This is a genomic window from Cesiribacter sp. SM1, assembly GCF_020178975.1.
Lineage (GTDB): Bacteria > Bacteroidota > Bacteroidia > Cytophagales > Cyclobacteriaceae > Cesiribacter.
Map to the genome: position 1 here is coordinate 468,788 of NZ_JAHXBU010000092.1, position 19,027 is coordinate 487,814.

Annotated in this window: 16 protein-coding genes; 10 read left to right on the forward strand and 6 right to left on the reverse strand. The window is 47.2% G+C overall.

All coding sequences use genetic code 11. From position 1 onward, the window contains the following. Window positions 1–56 precede the first annotated feature (56 nt). Genes accC through KWJ01_RS21755 form a run of 4 tightly spaced genes read left to right on the forward strand, consistent with a single transcriptional unit; the run spans window position 57 to window position 3,865 of the window. Window positions 57–1,553, forward strand: a complete 1,497-nt coding sequence (gene accC, locus KWJ01_RS21740) for an acetyl-CoA carboxylase biotin carboxylase subunit (protein ID WP_224999220.1) — start codon at window positions 57–59, stop codon at window positions 1,551–1,553. Between the two features lie 9 nt (window positions 1,554–1,562). Beyond that, window positions 1,563–2,864: a DUF1015 domain-containing protein gene (locus KWJ01_RS21745; RefSeq protein WP_224999221.1), complete on the forward strand. Its 1,302-nt coding sequence runs from the start codon at window positions 1,563–1,565 to the stop codon at window positions 2,862–2,864. Further along, a complete protein-coding gene (locus tag KWJ01_RS21750) occupies window positions 2,830–3,396 on the forward strand; it encodes a Maf family nucleotide pyrophosphatase (RefSeq protein WP_224999222.1) in 567 nt (188 codons plus the stop codon). The genes KWJ01_RS21745 and KWJ01_RS21750 overlap by 35 nt, the downstream gene beginning before the upstream one ends. Window position 3,397: 1 nt before the next feature. Then, window positions 3,398–3,865, forward strand: a complete 468-nt coding sequence (locus KWJ01_RS21755; protein ID WP_224999223.1) for a hypothetical protein — start codon at window positions 3,398–3,400, stop codon at window positions 3,863–3,865. Window positions 3,866–3,936: 71 nt separating this feature from the next. On the opposite strand, the gene KWJ01_RS21760 is transcribed toward KWJ01_RS21755, so the two are convergent. Then, window positions 3,937–4,494 (reverse strand): toxin-antitoxin system YwqK family antitoxin, encoded by a 558-nt coding sequence (locus KWJ01_RS21760; RefSeq protein ID WP_224999224.1) that lies wholly within the window; start codon window positions 4,492–4,494, stop codon window positions 3,937–3,939. Between the two features lie 82 nt (window positions 4,495–4,576). On the opposite strand from KWJ01_RS21760, the gene KWJ01_RS21765 reads away from it, so the two are divergent. From KWJ01_RS21765 to KWJ01_RS21790, 6 genes are all read left to right on the forward strand, one after another. Continuing rightward, window positions 4,577–5,395, forward strand: a complete 819-nt coding sequence (locus tag KWJ01_RS21765) for a hypothetical protein (protein WP_224999225.1) — start codon at window positions 4,577–4,579, stop codon at window positions 5,393–5,395. Then, window positions 5,392–7,470, forward strand: coding sequence for a helix-hairpin-helix domain-containing protein (locus tag KWJ01_RS21770; protein ID WP_224999226.1), 2,079 nt, complete (start codon window positions 5,392–5,394; stop codon window positions 7,468–7,470). The genes KWJ01_RS21765 and KWJ01_RS21770 overlap by 4 nt, the downstream gene beginning before the upstream one ends. 233 nt (window positions 7,471–7,703) lie before the next feature. Further along, complete coding sequence (locus tag KWJ01_RS21775) at window positions 7,704–8,300, forward strand: DUF1989 domain-containing protein (protein ID WP_224999227.1); 597 nt, start codon at window positions 7,704–7,706, stop codon at window positions 8,298–8,300. A 202-nt stretch (window positions 8,301–8,502) separates the two neighbouring features. Beyond that, window positions 8,503–9,264, forward strand: coding sequence for a guanitoxin biosynthesis heme-dependent pre-guanitoxin N-hydroxylase GntA (gntA, locus tag KWJ01_RS21780; RefSeq protein ID WP_224999228.1), 762 nt, complete (start codon window positions 8,503–8,505; stop codon window positions 9,262–9,264). 12 nt (window positions 9,265–9,276) lie between these two features. Beyond that, window positions 9,277–9,870, forward strand: coding sequence for a DUF1989 domain-containing protein (locus KWJ01_RS21785; RefSeq protein ID WP_224999229.1), 594 nt, complete (start codon window positions 9,277–9,279; stop codon window positions 9,868–9,870). Between the two features lie 453 nt (window positions 9,871–10,323). Beyond that, on the forward strand, window positions 10,324–10,911 hold the full coding sequence (locus KWJ01_RS21790; RefSeq protein ID WP_224999230.1) for a YqcI/YcgG family protein: 588 nt from the start codon (window positions 10,324–10,326) through the stop codon (window positions 10,909–10,911). Between the two features lie 102 nt (window positions 10,912–11,013). Here the strand turns inward: KWJ01_RS21790 and KWJ01_RS21795 are convergent, their stop codons facing one another. The 5 genes from KWJ01_RS21795 to KWJ01_RS21815 are packed head-to-tail and all read right to left on the reverse strand — an operon-like array spanning window position 11,014 to window position 18,952. After that, window positions 11,014–12,282, reverse strand: a complete 1,269-nt coding sequence (locus KWJ01_RS21795) for a metallophosphoesterase (RefSeq protein ID WP_224999231.1) — start codon at window positions 12,280–12,282, stop codon at window positions 11,014–11,016. A 55-nt stretch (window positions 12,283–12,337) separates the two neighbouring features. Beyond that, window positions 12,338–15,730, reverse strand: coding sequence for an efflux RND transporter permease subunit (locus KWJ01_RS21800; RefSeq protein ID WP_224999232.1), 3,393 nt, complete (start codon window positions 15,728–15,730; stop codon window positions 12,338–12,340). 14 nt (window positions 15,731–15,744) lie between these two features. Continuing rightward, a complete protein-coding gene (locus KWJ01_RS21805) occupies window positions 15,745–16,908 on the reverse strand; it encodes an efflux RND transporter periplasmic adaptor subunit (protein ID WP_224999233.1) in 1,164 nt (387 codons plus the stop codon). Between the two features lie 15 nt (window positions 16,909–16,923). Then, complete coding sequence (locus KWJ01_RS21810; RefSeq protein ID WP_224999234.1) at window positions 16,924–18,324, reverse strand: TolC family protein; 1,401 nt, start codon at window positions 18,322–18,324, stop codon at window positions 16,924–16,926. Continuing rightward, window positions 18,308–18,952, reverse strand: coding sequence for a TetR/AcrR family transcriptional regulator (locus tag KWJ01_RS21815; RefSeq protein ID WP_224999235.1), 645 nt, complete (start codon window positions 18,950–18,952; stop codon window positions 18,308–18,310). Before KWJ01_RS21815 ends, KWJ01_RS21810 begins: the two co-directional genes overlap by 17 nt. Window positions 18,953–19,027 lie beyond the last annotated feature (75 nt).

The window sequence follows — 19,027 nt, forward strand, 5'->3', positions numbered from 1 at the left end:
TTAATTAGTAGCATTGTACACTTTCAAAAGTACAAAACAGATTTTTTATTTCAGATATGCATAAAATCAAGAAACTACTGATTGCCAACAGGGGAGAAATTGCGCTTAGGATTATCAGGTCTGCCAGGGAAATGGGTATTCGCACCGTTGCAGTTTTCAGCGAGGCCGACCGCCATGCCCTGCATGTACAGGCTGCCGATGAGGCTGTTTGCCTGGGTCCGGCTCCTTCTGCAGAGTCTTATTTACTGGGTAATCGTATTATTGATGTATGTAAAGCGCTTGGGGTTGATGCCATTCACCCCGGCTATGGTTTTCTTTCTGAAAATGCAGGATTTGCCAAAAAAGTAGAAGAAGCCGGCCTCATCTTTGTTGGCCCCTCCGCTCATGCCATAGAAATTATGGGCAGCAAGCTGGCTGCAAAGGCTGCAGTAGCCAAGTATGATATTCCCCTGGTACCAGGTACAGCCACAGCCCTTACAGATGTTGCCGAGGGCAAACGCAAAGCAGCAGAAATTGGCTACCCGGTGTTGATTAAGGCAAGCGCTGGTGGTGGCGGTAAAGGTATGCGGGTAGTTGAGCAGGCCCAGGATTTTGAAGAAGGCATGCAGCGGGCCATCAGCGAGGCTACCTCTGCCTTTGGTGATGGATCGGTATTCCTGGAGAAATTCATTACCTCCCCGCGCCACATAGAGATACAGGTAATGGGAGACCACCATGGCAACATTGTCCACCTGTTCGAGCGGGAGTGTTCCGTACAGCGCCGGCATCAGAAAGTGATAGAAGAAGCGCCCTCGGCAGTATTGACGGATGAAATACGCAAAGCCATGGGCGAGGCCGCCGTTATGGTAGCCAAAGCCTGTAATTATTACGGCGCAGGTACGGTAGAGTTCATTGTTGATGAGCAGCTGAATTTCTATTTCCTGGAAATGAACACCCGCCTGCAGGTAGAACACCCGGTTACAGAAATGATCACCGGTGTAGACCTGGTAAAGGAACAGATCTATGTAGCAGAAGGCAAGCCACTATCTTTTAAGCAGGAAGATCTGCACATCAATGGCCATGCCCTGGAACTAAGGGTTTATGCCGAAGACCCTGCCAATAACTTTTTGCCGGACATAGGCACACTGCAGACCTATCGCCGCCCCCAGGGTCCCGGCATCAGGGTCGATGATGGCTTTCGGCAGGGCATGCAGATTCCCATTTATTACGATCCCATGATAGCCAAGCTGGTTACCTGGGGCAAGAACCGGGAGGAAGCACGCCTGCGCATGTTAAGGGCTATTGAAGAGTACCAGATTACCGGTATCACTACTACCCTTCCCTTTGGCCGTTTTGTGCTGGAGCATGATGCTTTTATCAGCGGCCGATTCGATACTAAATTCGTAGAAAAATATTTCAGGCCTGAGTTGTTACACCCCAAGCCCGATGCTGATGAAGAAATGCTGGCAGCTGCCCTCGCAATCTATCTTCACAGCAACAAAACCACAAAGGTTAGCAATGAGCAGGCGGTTACAGCAGCGCCCTCTAAATGGCGTAAACGTAGCAAACAATAAGAACAGAACATGGCCGAGATCCAAGCATTCCGGGCCTGGCGCTTTAACCAGGAACGGTTCAGGAACATAGATGAACTTACTTCTCCCCTCTTTGATGTAGTTTCGCAACGTCAGCGGCAGGAGCTCTATCAAAACCCATACAACAGTATACATTTATCGGTACCGGCGGGAGATAATCCTGCCCATGAAGCTGCCATGAGGCTTGAAAACTGGAAGCAGCAAGGCGTGTTGCTGCAGGATAAGCTGCCGACCATTTATGTGCACTACCAGTACTTTACCTTTCCCGGCTCCTCGCAGGAGTTTGTTCGCAAAGGCTTTGTATGCTACATCAGGGCCTACGACTGGGACGAAAAGGTGCTGCTAAGGCATGAAAACACCATTCCCAAATCAGTAAATGACCGTCTTGAGCTGCTGCACGCAACCCAGCTGAATGTTAGCCCTACCCACGGACTCTACACCGATCCTCATTTTGAACTCGAGGGGTACATGGACGAAAGCATGCAGAAACCGGTGTACGAATCTGAAGATTATCAGGGCGTGCGGGACTGCATGAGCGTTATTCATGATGCCAGGGTAATAAAACGGTTCCAGGAAGTACTTTCGGATAAGCAGGTAATTCTGGCCGACGGTCACCACCGCTACGAAAGCTCCCTGATGTACAGAAAGCAGCGCACAAAAGAAAATCCTCACCATACAGGTGCAGAAGGTTATAATTTTCACCTGATGTACCTTACCAACACTGAGGGAGATGACATACGCATTATGCCAACCCACCGCCTGATCAGTGGCCTGGCAGACTTTGATGAAAAAGCATTGCTTCAAAAACTGGATCCCTACTTTATCATCAAGGAGCTTGATAATCCTTATGATGTAAACACCATTATACTGGGTAAAAAATGGGCCTTTGGCCTGATCCTGAAAGACATTACCTACAAGATCAGGCTTAAACCGGAGGTAATAGAACTGTTACACTGGAAGATGCCACAGGAGGTAAAAGAACTGGACTTGACGGTACTTCATTACTTTGTAATAGACAAAGCTTTGGGAATTGCCGGTAAAGACCAGCGGCGATCGGAGCACATTAGCTTTGAGCGAAACTTTGCCAACTGCCTTACCAAAGTTCTGAAACAGGAAGCACAATGTGCACTTATCATCAAGGACATTTCCATGGAAGATGTAAAGCGGGTATGTTACAGCGGCTATACCATGCCACAAAAATCTACCTACTTCTATCCTAAAATGATCAGCGGTTTTTTATTTGGCTCAATTAAGGAAGATGAATTTACCTTACCCGATTATTTTAGCTTCTAACTCGCCGCGCCGCCAGGAGCTGCTCAGGAGTGCGGGCATTTCCTTTTCGGTAAAGGTGAAGGAAACTGACGAAGTGTTTCCTGCAGCTATGCCTGCCGGAGAGGTAGCACGTTTCCTGGCCGAAAAAAAAGCAGATGCTTTTGTGGATGAGCTGGAGGATGCCCTGCTTATAACAGCAGATACTACCGTAGTATTAGGAGAAGAAGTACTCAATAAACCAGCAGATGCAAAAGAGGCGGTAAGCATGCTAAAGCGCCTTTCCGGCACCAGTCACAAAGTAATTACCGGCGTATGCCTGCTGCAACGGAAAAAAAAAGTTATCTTCGATGATATAACAGTAGTCTATTTCAGGCAGTTGGATGAGGAGGAAATAGATTACTATGTTTCCAATTATAAGCCATTTGATAAAGCCGGCAGCTACGGGATTCAGGAGTGGATAGGCATGGTGGGCATCGAAAAGATTGAAGGCTCGTATTACAATGTAATGGGTTTACCTGTTGAAAAACTGTACAAGCACCTCAAACAACTGTAACATGACTTTTAAATGCCTGTCAGCATCACTCTTGATTTTTATTTTACTGCTTTCTGCCTGTAACAAGCAGGAGAAGGTGCCGCTGCCGGAAAACCTGATGCGCCTGACCAATGGCAGCCACAAAGACTGGCGGCTGGAGAAAGTAACATATATTTTATTCAATGTGGTAGACCAGATCCCTGACTGCCAGAGAGATGAAATATACCGCTTTTATTCAGATGGAAGAGGTGAAATACTCAGTGGCCCCAACCCCTGCCCTCCTGCAGACCCGGAAAACCCAACACCAGAACCTGAAGTACAGGCTACCGGCACCTGGTCATTTGTTGGAAATGGAGAAGAAATTCACATCAACTGGCAGGATAAAATGGACTGGGAGGCCAGGGTGGATGAACTGACTGACAGCAAACTGGTGGTTACTGGTATTGTATTTGATAACTACAGGGTAACAGCCACCTTCCGGCCTTTGTGAGAAGGGTATAAAGTTTTAGTTATGAGGTATGGGTAGCTGGTACCGCTGGGAGTATCAAAAAGCATCATAGCTTACGGATCTATTTTCTTTTTCTTACCTCTCGGAGTATAGTAGAACCAGTCGTTTGATTTTTCACCCCCTTTCCAGCTTCCTGTATATTCCAGCTTACCATTATCGCGGTAGTACTTCCACAGACCTTCTTCTTTACCCCCGGTAAAACTTCCCTCCTGCCAGATCTGTCCGTTATCGTAGTAAAACTTCCATTGTCCTTCCGGAAGTCCATTTCTATAGCTACCCTCTCTGATCAGCACTCCAGCCTCATTCCAGAACCTCCAGCGCCCCTGGTGCAGGTTTTTCTCAAACATACCGCTACTTCTGGCTTGCCCGTTGCTGTGGTAGTAATAGGCAGAATCCTGCAGCAGCCCCTGTACATAATGCTCCTTTCCTATCAGCTTTCCGCTGAAATCAAAGCTTAAGACCTCTCCCTGCAAATGGCCCTCACGGTACTGCTCCAGCGCATTGGGAGTACCATCAGGATAAAAATACTGCCACTGCCCTTGCCGCAATCCACCCTTCAGGACTCCGTATGCCTTTACAGCACCATTGGCATAATACAGGGTATCAGCCACTTGTGCATTAGACAAAAAGGGCAGAAAAAGCAATAACAATAAACATTTAACAGCTGTGCCTGATTTATTTAGAAGATTGTCTATGCTACGCATTTTTTTAGTTATTAGTCTGCTAAATGTATACCTGCTTGCAGAAGCCCAGCTTGTTTACCAGCTGACCGGGGCCAGGGCAGCCGGTATGGGCGGTGCTGCTGCACCGGTAACTGATGTGTGGGCACTGCATTACAACATTGGTGCCCTGGCGGGAGTTCAGGAAGCCACGGTTGCTGCCAGCTTCCAGAGCAGGCTTAACATACCGGAACTATCAACTGCCGCAATAACATTTTGTACACCGCTGCACACGGGTGTAGCCGGTGCAGGCATCAGCCGCTTTGGCTTTGGTGCCTACAGCCTTACCGAAGGCAGCCTTGGCTTTGCGCATCAGATCAACTTTGTTTCCATTGGCCTGCAGGCTGGCTTTGTTCAGGCTGCCACAAAAGGGTTCGGCAGCAGAACAGTGCCGCTGCTTTCCTTTGGAGGTACTGCAGAACTGATCCCAAAATTACGGTTTGGCGGCTTCGCATACAATATTACACAATCCCGCCTGAGTCCTGAAACTGGAGAATACATCCCTACCCTGTTGAGAGCAGGGCTGCAGTGGCAGGCTACTGAGCTCTTTTTGCTGGTTGTAGAAACAGAAAAGGATGTGGACTACCCAGCCAGCTTCAAAAGCGGCTTTGAGTACCGGCTGCGTCCATTCCTGGCCTTGCGCAGTGGTTTTAGCACCAGGCCAGAAAGCCTGCACGGGGGCATTGGATTTATAAGCGGGAAATTGAAAATAGATTATGCGCTGCAGCACCATCGCCACCTGGGCCTCTTGCACCATGCTAGCTTTAGCCTCACGTTAAATGACAAGAAATGAAAAAAGGGCTGCTATACATTTCTTTCTTCATTAGCACCTTACCCCTTTTAGCCCAGGAACCACCCCGCCCTGCCATTGATATTGAAAACTTTGCTGAAAGAATTTTTCCTTTACAGGAAGACGACCTTCCCTATGAAGAACTGTACGAGACCCTGCTGCTTTTTTACACCCAGCCCCTGGATCTGAACAGGGCCAGCCGGGAAGAACTACAGTCGCTCTACCTCCTGAACCACCGGCAGATAGAAAGCCTGTTACAGCACATCAACAGAAATGGTCCTCTGCTAAGCCTTTACGAATTACAGGCGGTACCGGGCTGGGATTTGGCTACTATTCAGCAGTTACTTCCATTTGTACGGGTACAGGAAAGGGGTCTGCATTCAGACAATCGCTCCCTGATAGAGCATATGTTTACTACAGGCACCCGCTTTGCGCTGCTAAGATGGGAAAGGCTGGCAGAACCGCAGGCTGGTTTTATTCCGGGGGCAGACTCACTGCCACCCGCCTTTACAGGCTCACCTGATAAATTGTACTTTAGGCTGCGCATGAGCAAAGCCCGCAGTTTTAGCATTGGCTTAACTGCAGAAAAAGATGCAGGGGAACAGCTCTCCTTCAGGCCTGCAGAGAAACAGTATGGAGCAGACTTTTATTCCTTCCATGCCATGATCTGGAACCGGGGACCATTTAAACGAATCGTGGTTGGCGACTACCAGGTACAGTATGGACAAGGGCTGGTGCTGGGAGCAGGCTTTTACCTGGGTAAAGGTTCTGAAACCATTACTACCGTTGCAAGACCCTCCCTTGGTATACGCCCCTACACCTCTGTGGTGGAAAGTGGCTTTTTTAAGGGAGCTGGCGTTACTTTTGGATCCCACAGAAAAGAAATAAGCCTGTTTGCCGGCAGTACTCCCAGGGATGCAAGCATTCGCAGCAGCACCGATAGCCTTGTTACTGCAGAAGATCGTTTCTTCTCTGCATTTCAGACTACAGGGCTGCACCGCACACGCACCGAACTGGCAAACAGAAATACACTGAGAGAAACAAACTTTGGCAGTGCCGGCCGCTGGCAGATAGCTCCGGGAAAATTCAGCATTGGTTACACAAGTTTATACACCCGCTTTAGCCAGCCACAACAGCCCCTGCCTCAGCTTTACAACCGCTTTGCTTTTAGAGGCCGCCATAACTTTACTGCAAGTGTTTTTACAGAAGCACACTGGCATCAGCTTGGGCTTTTTGGAGAATGGGCCATAAGTAAAGGAGGTGGCTGGGGTGGCATTACAGGCGTTATAGCCCCTATAAGCCAGGGGCTTGATGTTTCACTCCTGTACAGGCACTATACAAAAGACTTTTACAGCTTTTATGGCTCCGGCTTTGCAGAAGGTACACGGCTGCAAAATGAAAGCGGCCTGTATTGGGGGCTGAAGTACCAACACAGCAAAGCCTTGTGGCTAACTGCCTATGTTGACCGTTTCTGGTTTCCATGGCTACGATACCGGGTAAGTGCACCATCTGATGGTTATGAATACCTGTTGCGCCTGAACTGGCAACCTGGCAAGCAGCTAATTTTCCACGTCCAGTTCAGGAATGAGCTTAAACAAAGAGACATCTCCGGCCCCGATAAAACCAGAATACTGGCAGCGGGAAGCAAAAAGAACTACCTCCTGAACCTGGATTACAGACCCGATCAGGCACTGCAATTCCGCAGCCGTGTACAGTGGAGCAGCTTTCAGCAGCAGGGCATTTTTAGCCGTGGCTACGCCCTGATACAGGATGCCAGCTATGGTTTAGGCAACTGGCGCATAAGCACCCGTTATGCTCTATTCCATACCGACGATTGGGAGAACAGGCAGTATGCATTCGAGAAGGACGTGCTGTGGTCCTTTACGGTACCGGCTTACTACGGCCGGGGCATTCGTTACTACGCTATGCTGCAATGGAAAGCCGGGCCTAACCTTAGCTTTTGGTTCAGGTGGGCCCGCAGCCGTTACCGCGACAGAGAGGTGATTGGCAGTGGTCTCGAAAGAATTGAAGGCAGCACCCGCAGCAACCTTAAAATTCAGCTAAAATACGACTTTTAGGTCCGAATTTACAGCTACCAACTTTCCTGCAGGCAATCCGTAAAACCCTGATAGTATACAGCATGGTGAGCAGTATTAGATTCAGCCAAATTTGCTCCCATAAACTCTTAAGATTCCGCATGCAAGCTCTTCATTTTTGGATCAAGATCTACCAGCGAGCCGCTATCAAATCTGGTACACATTCAGCATCATCAGACAGATTTCTAATACTTCACACCTTTTTAATTTAAAAAATGCAGACCGTTACAAAGGAACTAATCAGGGCTCATACAGGAATTGCCTTTGAACTTAAGCAGGGACAGCTTTTAAAAGTTACAGACCCGGAGGGGGAGCAGGTGAGCGAGCTTATTTGTTATAACTTAAAAGATCTCGATGAATGGCTGTGCAGTGGCCGCACCCTTGACCATGCCAGAACCTGGGCCATCAGTAAAGGCGATGTACTGTTCAGCAACCGCAGCAACCCTATGTTCAGCATATTGGAAGATACCTGTGGCAGGCATGATTTTTTTCTTGCCCCCTGTAATCAGCACACCATTGAGCAGCATGGCGTAACAGAAAACCATCAGCAGTCCTGCCACCAGAACCTCTACCACAGTCTGATGGGGTGGGATATTGACCCGGATGAAATTTATACCACCTTCAGCATTTTTATGCATGTGAAGTTCAGGCATGATGGCAGCATAAGCATAGAAAAACCAGGCAGTAAAGCAGGTGACTATGTGGTTTTCAGGGCCGAAATGGACATGATCGTTGGACTTACAGCCTGCGCATCAGTACAATATAACAACGGCTCACTAAAGCCCATCGAGTTTGAGATCATGGATGCTTAATTGCTGGGATCCAGGCCTTAGCTAGGGTTAAATAGTGCAAGAGACAGGGGAAATACATTAACAGCAGCTTAAGCTGGCTGCAATTCCTATGACTAATTTTCCCTTCATATACTAAACTTATGTGTTGCGCTGGCTGAACAGAATACACTAAATAACCTTGATGCTACATATCCGTTTAAAGAATAGGATCTAACTTTAAACAATGCCACCAAATCCATTTAACAGCCAGGATGCCAGGCGGTATAGTAACTATAATGCTCTGGATAATACCCCCTACAAAACCGACAGTGAGTTTGGAGACTCGCCGCAACATAATTTTAATGAACATATTGCCAGGAAGTTAAACACCTTCATCATCAATAAAAACCATCCCTGCATCATGGCAAGATCTGCCTTTAGAAGCGGCAGCTGCCGCTTTGGGGTTTATCCGGAGCTGGGAAGTATAAACGCTACGGCAGGGCTTAGCAGAGACCTGATTAGTTTTCTGCACGAGCGTAGCAAAATTCCTGGTGCATACGCCTCATTCATGGCAGTTTTTCAAGCTCCCAAAAGTATGAGTGAAGCAGTATTTGAAGAAAAGCTGTGGCAACAGCTGAATTTGCTACATCAGGCGGCAAAACCATTTTATTCGTGGGACACCACCACCAGCAGCAACCCTGTTGACAGTAAATTTAGCTTTAGCTTTGGCGGAAAGGCTTTTTACATAGTGGGCATGCACCCGAACAGCAGCCGTAAAGCGCGCCGGTTCGAGTACCCCATGCTTGTATTTAACCTGCACGAACAGTTTGAGGCCTTACGCAACGAAGGTATCTATGAAAAGGTGAAATCTGTGGTCAGGCGAAACGACAAAAGGCTTCAGGGAACAGTTAACCCCATGCTGAAGGATTTTGGTGATGCATCAGAAGCCAGACAGTACAGTGGCCGTTCAGTTGCAGATAACTGGAAATGTCCTTTTCTTTCTTAACCCATATCCATCATGAAAAAGCTGATGAAAGGCAGAATATCTCCACAAAGTGGTGTTGCCTTTGAATTGAAAAAGGGGCAGTACCTGAAAATAACAGATCCCCTTGGTGAGCAGGTAAGTGACCTGATTTGCTATAAGCTGCACGACAAAGAGGAATGGTTAAGCAGCGGCCGCACTCTTGATTATGCAAATGCATGGCTGATCAAAAAAGGTCATATACTGTACAGCAACCGCAGCAATCCTATGCTTACTTTACTGGAAGATACCTGTGGCAGACATGACTTTTTGCTGACTCCCTGCAGCCTGGAGATGTTTCATAAACTATACAAAGTTAAAGGACACCACCCCTCCTGCCACGAGAACCTGTACTCTAATTTAAAAGCATGGGGAATAGCACCCGATGAGGTGCCTACTACTTTTAACATTTTCATGAACGTGCAGATATTTCCGGATGGCAGCCTAAGTGTAGAGCCGCCCCTGAGCAAAGCCGGAGACTATGTTATGTTCAGAGCTGAAATGGACCTGGTGGTAGGTCTTACTGCCTGTTCTGCGGGCCAATCGAACAATGGGAGTTTTAAACCTATCGATTATGAAATAAATGAATAACAGCACGAACTTAAATTTTGCGCAAAACGGCAGATAAAATACAGCGAAATAGATCAGCAACAGAGTTGTGAATATATTGCCTGGCTCCCCTCAAGCACCTGGTACAATCGGAACAATATTTTTTAATGTAGTTTGCCGTTGGGGGCAATGCAAACCTGTAAGAGCTGGAAGAAAGCAGCAAGCTAATACAGTGAACGCCAGCTGCTTCGGCACTAGCGTAGATGCAGCGGCATGATGTGGGTAAAATCACTTCCTGTTCTTATGATTATTTTATTTCGCACACGATTTAAAACCAACCATTTACACATTAGGCCGTATTAAATGTCATAAAACAACCGGAGATTTTACATGGCATTTTTTAATCCTTTTTGTAGTGAGGAGGCCATATCACATAGCAATTACCGCACCTTACATCAAAAAGAAATCCCCACCTTTGAGCCTGTTACAGGCCCAATGAAACAGACAACTGAAAAGGTTGCTCAAAAGCTTTCGGCATTTGTATCAACACTTAAGGCACAGGAGCAGCAGCATGGGCTGACAATCAGAAAAAAAAGCTGCAGCTTTGGTGTATACCCCCAGCTTGGAAGTGCTGCCGCTACTGCAGGCCTATGCCGGGATCTGGCCAGGTTTATACATGATCATAAAGAGGGAAAAGCAAAAAGCCCTACTTTCATGGCTGTTTTTACAACGCCTGCCAAGTTATCAGAAGAAGCATTCAATGAAAAGGTACAGGAGCTGACAGCACTAATGCGTAAAGCTGCCGAGCCCTTTTATTGTACCCCAGAATCTGCAAAAGAACAGGACCTGCACGAGGATCACAGTGTATTTTTTGCAGGCAGAATGTTGAAGGTAGTCAGTATTTACCGCAACACTTCACAGGGGCACCTGAAATTTGATTACCCCATGCTGGCCTTTTGTGTGCAGCAACAGGATGGTTCTGAAAACAAAAAGCAGCCTGGCTCCATAAAAAATCCAGTAAGGGCAACAGATTCCTTCAGTAAAATGGCAGGCAGTTACGGCAACGAAAAAGTAAAAGCTTAAAAATGAGGTTTAACAATGAAAAAAGCCTGCAACTTTATAGTTCCAGGCTTTTTTGTGCTTTCAGCATACCACAATTAGGTATGATATAGATGCACTAGTAACTTAAGAAGATGCCAGCTCCAGGATAGTTATTTCTGGAAGAATACCCACACGGCCGGGAAAGCCAAGGTACCCATAGCCACGGTTAACGTACAGGTACTGATTTCCCTCCTGGTACAGGTCGGCCCATTGCTTGTACATCCAGCTGGCAGGGCTCCAGCGGAAATCGCCAATTTCAACCCCAAACTGGAAGCCGTGGGTATGCCCGCTGAAGGTAATATCGATGTCCGGGAAGAGTGGCCTGATCTGACCGTCCCAATGGGTAGGATCATGAGAGAGCAACAGCTTTACGGGCATATCCTGTGTACCGGCATAGGCCTGTTCTAACCTGCCGTACTTGGGCCAGCGGCCGGTTCCCCAGTTTTCCACGCCTAGTATGGCTATTTCTTCCCCAGCGGTTTTTATGCGCCTGTGCTCATTCATAAGCAGGTCCCAACCCATTTGCCTGTGCACCTGAACCATGTTCAGCAGGTTTTGGCGCTTTGCCTCCTGGCTTGGCCATTGTATGTATTCCCCATAATCGTGGTTGCCCAGGGTAGAGTACACACCAAAGGGAGCCTTTAATTTGCTGAATATCGGAACGTAATCACGTACCTCGCTGGTCATGTTGTTTACCAGGTCGCCGGTAAAAAAGATAACGTCAGGCTTTTGCTCCAGGAGCATCTCCACGCCACCGGCAACAGCTGTTTTATTAAAAAAGCTGCCACTGTGAATATCGGAAAGCTGGGCAATTTTAAAGCCGTTAAACGCCTTTGGCAGGTTTGGCAATACCACACGGCGGTGGCGCACGCGGTAATCGTGGGCACCGCTTAAAATGCCAAAGCCCATGGTAACCATGGGCACTGCCGTTGCAACCAGGGCAGATTTTGCCAGAAACTCAGAGCGGGTAATGCCTGCAGGGGTTGTTGGTTGCTGCGGTGCAGAAGATGGAGCCTCCACATTGATGACCAGCTTACGCCAGCACCACATGAACAAGCGCCAGATATCATCTAGCAACAAAAAGAACCCACCCAGTACTTTGGATATGGTATAAGCCACCAGCCAGAACAGGATCCATTGCCTAAGTTCCGGTACCTGCTCCCTGATGTTGGTGAGGTTGTACACCGCCATCAGCACAATGGTAAAAGCAGATAAACCCCAGTAAACAATAAATACCCAGCGTTTTACACTTGCACTGCTGTTCTCTGTCAGCAGCCTTATGGCGCCGAACATATAGAGATCGAGCAGAAAAATAATCAGGCCCAAAATGGCCACTGAAATAAATTTTCCCATAAAATAGAAAAGCTCCTGCCCCCAAGTGGGAGCCGGAGCTCATTAACCAACTAAACTAAACTTTACTGATTCTGTAACTTATCTTATCGGCGATCAGGTACATAACCGGTACAATCACCAATGTTAAGAATGTAGCAAAAGTCAGGCCAAAAATTACTGTCCACGCCATCGGGCCCCAGAAAATTGCGTTATCTCCCCCTACATAAAAATCAGCATCAAACTCTGCAAAAAGGCTAAAGAAGTTGATGTTCATGCCCGTTGCCAGCGGAATAAGACCCAGTACTGTGGTAATAGCCGTAAGCAATACCGGACGCAGACGTACTTTACCGCCATCGATGATACTGTTTACAATCTCATCGTAAGGCAAACGGCCATCTTCAGGGATACCAAGTTCCTGACGGCGGCGGGCCCTGATCAGGTTGGTGTAGTCAATCAATACAATTGCATTATTCACCACCACACCGGCAAGCGATATTATACCAATACCTGTCATGATCACCACAAAGTTCATGTTAAAGATCACCAGCCCCAGGAACACCCCAATGGTACTGAACAATACCGAACACATAATGATGAACGGAGAAATGATAGAGTTGAACTGGGCAACGATGATGAGAAATATTGCAAACACTGCAATCATCAGGGCTCTGCCCAGGAAAGCCATGGACTTGGCCTGCTCCTCCTGCTCACCCCCTATTTTCACCTCGTAGCCCTGCGGCACATCCATATCTGCAACAAGGGTTTGTATCTCACCAACAATCTCGTTAGCGTTATAGCCTTCTTTCACGTTAGAGTACACACTGATTACCTTATCCAGGTCTTTACGCTTGATAGAGCCATAGGTAGAAGCATATTCCACACTGGCTACAGCAGAAATAGGGATCTGGCGCATCTGGCCCTGGTTGTTGCGGAAGGTAACGCGCTTGTTCATCAGCGACTCCAGGTCGTAGCGGAAGCGGTCTTCCAGGCGCAGTTGTATCGGGTATTCGTCTTCACCATCTTTAAACTTGCTCACCTCCAGACCAAACAGAGAGGTACGCAGCTCGCTGGCAATCTGCTGGGTGCTTAATCCATAGCGACGTGCTCTTTCGCGGTCTATTCGCACCACCAGCTCGGGCTTACCTGTTTCCAGATCGGTTTTTAAACCCTCGTAGCCCTTTATATTGCTGTTTTCAATGGTTTCAATTACCTGGTCTGCCAGGTCTATCAGCTTTTCATAGTCTTCCCCTTTTAGCTGCAGGTCAATTGGCTTACCTACCGGAGGTCCGCTGCGGTTCTTTTCTACCGTTACCACTGCACCGGGATAGTCATTCATTTCCTCCCTAATTTTCTCCATCAGCTCGGCTGTAGAAACACCTTTGCGATGCTGAAAATCCTCGAAAGCAACCGTAATACGTGCTTTATGAGGTGTAACGCCACCTTGCGGGCCTGCACCAGGATCGCTGGTACCGGCACCAACCTGTGCCACGATAGACTCCACCATGTAATCATAAGGCTCCATGAGATTCATGATCTTTTCCTCCAGTCGCTGGGTAAAGGCATTGGTGGTTGCTATATCGGTACCAAGCGGCTGCTCTATAAAAACGTTTACATATTGCGGCTCATTTACCGGGAAGAAATCTACCTTAGGCTGCCGTGCAAAGTAAAGCATCACCGAAAAGATCATCAGGGCCAGTGTACCAAAGAAAAATGCATAGGGTCGCCAGCCTGTAAGGGCAAACTTTACAATTTTATAGTAAAGATCTTCCAGGTACACCAGAAACTTGTTCTGGAACCACTCGGTGGCAGGATCCAGGAAGTAAACGTTAATTGGTATTAGTATAGCCAGCAGCAGCAGCAGGTTACCTAACGCCAGGTTACCGGCCAGGTAAAACACAAGTGCTATCAGGGCAACTCCAATGGCCCAGCGCCATATCTTTTTCTTCTTGCGTGCTTCATCTTCGGGCAGTTTCATGAAAATTGCCGAGATAACCGGGTTTATCACCAGGCCCACAAACAGGGATGAAGTAAGTACGATGATGAGCGTAATGGGCAGGAACTTCATGAACTCACCTACCAGACCGCCCCAGAAGGCAAGCGGTAAAAAGGCAGCAAGCGTAGTGGCGGTAGAGGTAATAATTGGCCAGGCCACCTCTCCTACACCTTCTTTAGCCGCCCTTATATTGCTGTACCCCTGCTGTTTGAGGCGGTAAATGTTCTCTACTACCACAATACCGTTATCTACCAGCATACCCAGTGCCAGGATAAGCCCAAAGAGCACCATCATGTTCAGGGTAACGCCTGATAGGTTCAGGATGATAAAAGCCAGGAACATGGAGAGCGGAATGGCAATACCCACAAAGAGTGCATTGCGCAAGCCCATAAAGAACATCAGTACCAGTACTACCAGAATTACACCAAAAATGATGGAGTTCTCCAGGTTTTCTACCTGGTTACGTGTTTGTTTGGACTGGTCGTTATTAATGGTAATCCGCAGCTCTTCGGGAAAGCGGTTTTGCTTGGCATCCTGAATAATCTCCTTTATCTTGTCAGAGGCATCCAGCAGGTTTTCACCACTGCGCTTTTTGATATCAAGTGTTACCACAGGGTCGCCACTCTCACGTGCAAAAGATTCACGCTCCTCGTAGGTATCAGTAACCGTTGCTACATCATTCAGGTATACTATGTTCCCGTTTTCGCTCTTAACAATTATGTTGTTAAGGTCGCTTACCTGTTCAATCTCTGCACGAATGCTAAGCGAGCGGCGGTAGTCGCCCATGAGCAGGTTACCACCAGACATGCTAAGGTTTTCTGCTTCAACAGCATTTCTGATATCGTTGAAGTTTACATTATTAGCTTCCATGCGGTAAGGGTCCGCATCGATCCTGATTTCGCGGTCCAGTGCTCCCCTGATGTCTACACCACTGATCTCCGGAAGCTTTTCAATCTCCTCTTCCAGGTATTCGGCATAGTTTTTCAGCTCATCAATACCAAAATCGCCAGATACGTTCAGGTACATGATCGGGAAGTTTGAGATATCAAACTCCTGCACAAGCGGGTCTGTATCCAGGTCGGTTGGCAGTTCTGCTTTTGCACGGTCTACAGCATCTTTGGTTTCCTGCAGCGCTTTGGTAAGCTCTACAGTAGTGTTGAACTCTGCTGTAATAATGGAATAGTTCTCAATGCTGGTAGAAGTAATCTTCTTGATACCATCCATCGATTTCAGCTCCTTTTCAATAGGCCGTGTAATAAGGTTTTCCATATCCTCTGGTGAGTTACCCGGATACAGCGTATTGATGTACACCATCGGCTGTTTGATTTCCGGAAAGCTCTCCTTAGGCATAATGTTGTAAGCCATTACACCTGCCAGGGCAATCAGAATCGTGAGGATGATGATACTTGTACGGTTATTGACAGCACCACTGCTAAGGCCAAATTCCCGTGCTTTGTTATTTTCGTTAGAATCCATGGCGGAGTCGTTTATTAGTTAGCAGCTACACTCTCCTGAGCAATTTTCACGGCCACGCCTTCAGAGACCTGCCTGAAGCCTTCGTTTACCAGCACATCGCTGGCCTGCAGGCCTGATGTTACCAGGGTTTCGTTGTTGTAGCTTAATCCAGTTTCAACATGTTTTTTTGATACCTGCTTAACACCATCCTTTTCTTCAACCACATATACATAGGAGCCTTTGCGGTCGTGCTGAATAAGGTGGGTTGGCACCACAAGTGCATTCTCTTCTTCAAAATCCTTTACCTTCAGCACTGCAAGCAGGTTGGGGCGCAGCAATTCGCTATCGTTTGGCAAACGTGCCTCCAGGGTAAAAGTACGGTTATTGGGGTTGATTACCTGCCCCACAGCCTTAATGGTAGATTCGTAGGTTTTATTTACAGAAGGAAAGAAAATCTCTACTTTATCGCCTTTTTTGAAGGCACCAACCAGGTTTTCAGAAACATCTGCCTTGATGTACATATCCTGCAGGCTCACCAGCCTAACCAGGGGAGCACCCGGGCTGGCGGCTTCGCCTACGCGTACCATTACCTCTTCGATAGTACCGGCAAAAGGAGCCCTGGCCTGTGCCTGCGCCAGCTGCGACTGCATCATCGACAGGCGATTCTCCAGCGCTTCCTTATTCGATTTGGTCTGCAGAAATTGTACCTCAGTACCTATTTTCTGATCCCACAGGTTTTTCTGACGCTCGTAAACAGCCGTTGCCAGCTCCAGCTGGGTTTTCACTTCGCTGATGTTGTTGCGCAGCACATCTGCATTTACGCTTACCAGCAACTGACCGCGATTTACCTGCTGTCCTTCACTTACCGCTACCTGCTCTACAGTACCCATAGATTCGGCACTGATGGTGATATTTTTCTCTGACTGCACATCACCACTCACCTCCACATAATGTTCAAAGGTTTCCTGCTTAACAGGTAAGGTGGTTACAAGCTGCGTTTCACGTACTTCTTTACCAAAAGAAGGATCGGCAGCGGCAATCTCATTCTCGAGCGATTCTATTTCTGATTTTAGTGCCTGAAGTTCATTCTTCTTTTCCTGAAGCGCTGCTTTCTTTTCAGAAATCTCGTCTCCGGAATTGCAGGCTGTAGCAAAAACAGCCAAGCCTGCCAGTAGCACAAATATTTTAGGTGTATTCATGGTTGTAGGGAAATCTTATTTTTGTAATAGGGTACCCGTTGCTTTGTTATAGGCCACACGGGCAACTAAGGCATTGTAAAGTGCCTGGTAATAGTTAGTTTCTGCAGTTTTCAGAGCATTTTCAGCTTCAATTACTTCAAGGTTACTGCCAATGCCTTCCTGATACTTGATGCTGCTAACCCTGAAAACCTCCTGGGCCAGTTCAATATTTTCCTGCTGGGTTTCCAGCGACTGCAGGCTGTTCCTCAGGTTAACTTGCGCCTGTTCAATTTCAAGGTTAATGGAATTCTCCAGGTTCTGGATCTGAATATCTACCTGGTCTGCTATCAACTTTTTGCGCCTGATGGTATTTGCTTTCAAGAAGCCATCGAACACAGGAATGTTGAGGTTTAGCCCTACCGCTGCATAAGGGTTCCAGGTATCTACCACCTGCTCTATCACTTCTCCATTCTCATTCTCAGAGCGTAACACCGTAGGCTCAAAAAATTCGCCGAAGGTAGTTCTACCGGCAGTGTAACCCGCATTGGCAAAAACCGACAGGTTAGGCAGGTATTGCATGCGCGTATTTTTTATATCCAGCCGTGCCAGTTCCCTGTTGATGTTCAGCTGCTGATATTCAATTCTCTGGCTGTAGGGCACATCTTCAGCAAAAGCAATGTCTTCAAGTTTATAATCGCTGATGTTTTCTGCAAGTTCTATTTCCTGGTCAACAGGAATGCCCATCTGGAATTTCAGCACATTAAGGTTTATGGCCATAGAACGCTCTACGTTCTGGTATTCGGTGCGCAGGTTATTCAGGTTTACCTGTACGCGCTGCACATCTATGGCTTCTGCAAAACCATTTTCATTCATGGCTTTAGTTTCACGGTATAAGGTATCCAGCCTGCCCATGTTCACTGCAAGCAGCTCCAGCCGCTCTTCAGATACCAGAGCCCCATAATAAGCAAGGGCAACTGCCTCGGCCACTTCTATTTTAGCCTTTTCAAGATTTTTAGCCGCAAGCTCTTTGTAGACTTTAGAGGCTTGGAGGCCTACGAAATAAGATCCGTTAAATATGAGCTGGCTTAAAGTAGCCCCGGCATTACTGGTATAAGGGGTACCAAATGCTACTGGCACGAATGTACCTGGCTGGCCAATAAAATCGCCAGGTAAAAAGCTTACCTGCCTTTGTATGTTATAGGTCAGGTTGCCGGCAACATTAATTTGGGGTAATCCCTCAGCAACTGTTTCTTTAACCTGTGCTGTGGCTATACCTTCGTTAATCCTTTCATTTTTTACCGAAGCATTATTCTCCAGGGCATGGGCAATAGCCTCCTGCAGGTTATACACCCGCTTTGGGGCCTGCTGGGCATGCACGGCTGTCCCTGCCATCAAAACTGCCAGTAAAAGCAGAAGAGGTTTAGAAAATGGTTTCATGGGGTGATAGGTTTTTCTTATATTCTTCTAAAAGTTCGCGCCCTTTGGCTGTCATCAGTCCTTCGATAAAATGCCGGAACACCTGTACCTGCACTTCAGTAATATCAAAGCGGTTGCGTGGAAACACACGGTTATCAAAACAAAGCTGCACTTCTTCCATTCGAAGCATCGCCAGTATTTCAGGGTTAAAATCAGGCCTGAAATAGCCATCCTCCTGTCCCCTGATAAGCGAACGCATGAGCGAGTTCAGAAAAACCTTCTTCTTATAGTTTAAAAAGATTTGCCAGCCATCCGGAAAGTACTTTTGCAATTCCATAATGGCAGAAGGGTTAACCGTTGCTACATGCTGCCGTATCATTTTGGTGCACTTCACCAAAAACTCAATTACATTTTCAGACTCCTGCTCCAGTCGGTCCATCTGCTCTTCTTCCCTGCGCAAATGTTCTTCTGTAGCAGCACAAACAATCTCATTCTTATCTTTAAAAAACTGGTAGATCGTTTTTTTCGAAATAGACATTTCACGGGCAATGTCATCCATGGTAACCCGTTTAAAGCCATAGCGAATAAAATGATCCTCGGCTGTTGTAATGATGTTCTGTCGTATATCCACGCTATTTCCTGTACTCATTTTCGACGGCCCAAAACTATGGAAACTCTATTGTTTTACAAAGTTTCCATTGTTAAAGTTTCTTTAATTGTGAAG

Excerpts from the sequence above, each read along its gene's own strand:
- accC (WP_224999220.1), top strand. The coding sequence starts at position 57 with ATGCATAAAATCAAGAAACTACTGATTGCCAACAGGGGAGAAATTGCG.
- KWJ01_RS21745 (WP_224999221.1), top strand. The coding sequence starts at position 1,563 with ATGGCCGAGATCCAAGCATTCCGGGCCTGGCGCTTTAACCAGGAACGG.
- KWJ01_RS21750 (WP_224999222.1), top strand. The coding sequence starts at position 2,830 with ATGAATTTACCTTACCCGATTATTTTAGCTTCTAACTCGCCGCGCCGC.
- KWJ01_RS21755 (WP_224999223.1), top strand. The coding sequence starts at position 3,398 with ATGACTTTTAAATGCCTGTCAGCATCACTCTTGATTTTTATTTTACTG.
- KWJ01_RS21765 (WP_224999225.1), top strand. The coding sequence starts at position 4,577 with ATGCTACGCATTTTTTTAGTTATTAGTCTGCTAAATGTATACCTGCTT.
- KWJ01_RS21770 (WP_224999226.1), top strand. The coding sequence starts at position 5,392 with ATGAAAAAAGGGCTGCTATACATTTCTTTCTTCATTAGCACCTTACCC.
- KWJ01_RS21775 (WP_224999227.1), top strand. The coding sequence starts at position 7,704 with ATGCAGACCGTTACAAAGGAACTAATCAGGGCTCATACAGGAATTGCC.
- gntA (WP_224999228.1), top strand. The coding sequence starts at position 8,503 with ATGCCACCAAATCCATTTAACAGCCAGGATGCCAGGCGGTATAGTAAC.
- KWJ01_RS21785 (WP_224999229.1), top strand. The coding sequence starts at position 9,277 with ATGAAAAAGCTGATGAAAGGCAGAATATCTCCACAAAGTGGTGTTGCC.
- KWJ01_RS21790 (WP_224999230.1), top strand. The coding sequence starts at position 10,324 with ATGAAACAGACAACTGAAAAGGTTGCTCAAAAGCTTTCGGCATTTGTA.
- KWJ01_RS21795 (WP_224999231.1), bottom strand. The coding sequence starts at position 12,282 with ATGGGAAAATTTATTTCAGTGGCCATTTTGGGCCTGATTATTTTTCTG.
- KWJ01_RS21800 (WP_224999232.1), bottom strand. The coding sequence starts at position 15,730 with ATGGATTCTAACGAAAATAACAAAGCACGGGAATTTGGCCTTAGCAGT.
- KWJ01_RS21805 (WP_224999233.1), bottom strand. The coding sequence starts at position 16,908 with ATGAATACACCTAAAATATTTGTGCTACTGGCAGGCTTGGCTGTTTTT.
- KWJ01_RS21810 (WP_224999234.1), bottom strand. The coding sequence starts at position 18,324 with ATGAAACCATTTTCTAAACCTCTTCTGCTTTTACTGGCAGTTTTGATG.
- KWJ01_RS21815 (WP_224999235.1), bottom strand. The coding sequence starts at position 18,952 with ATGAGTACAGGAAATAGCGTGGATATACGACAGAACATCATTACAACA.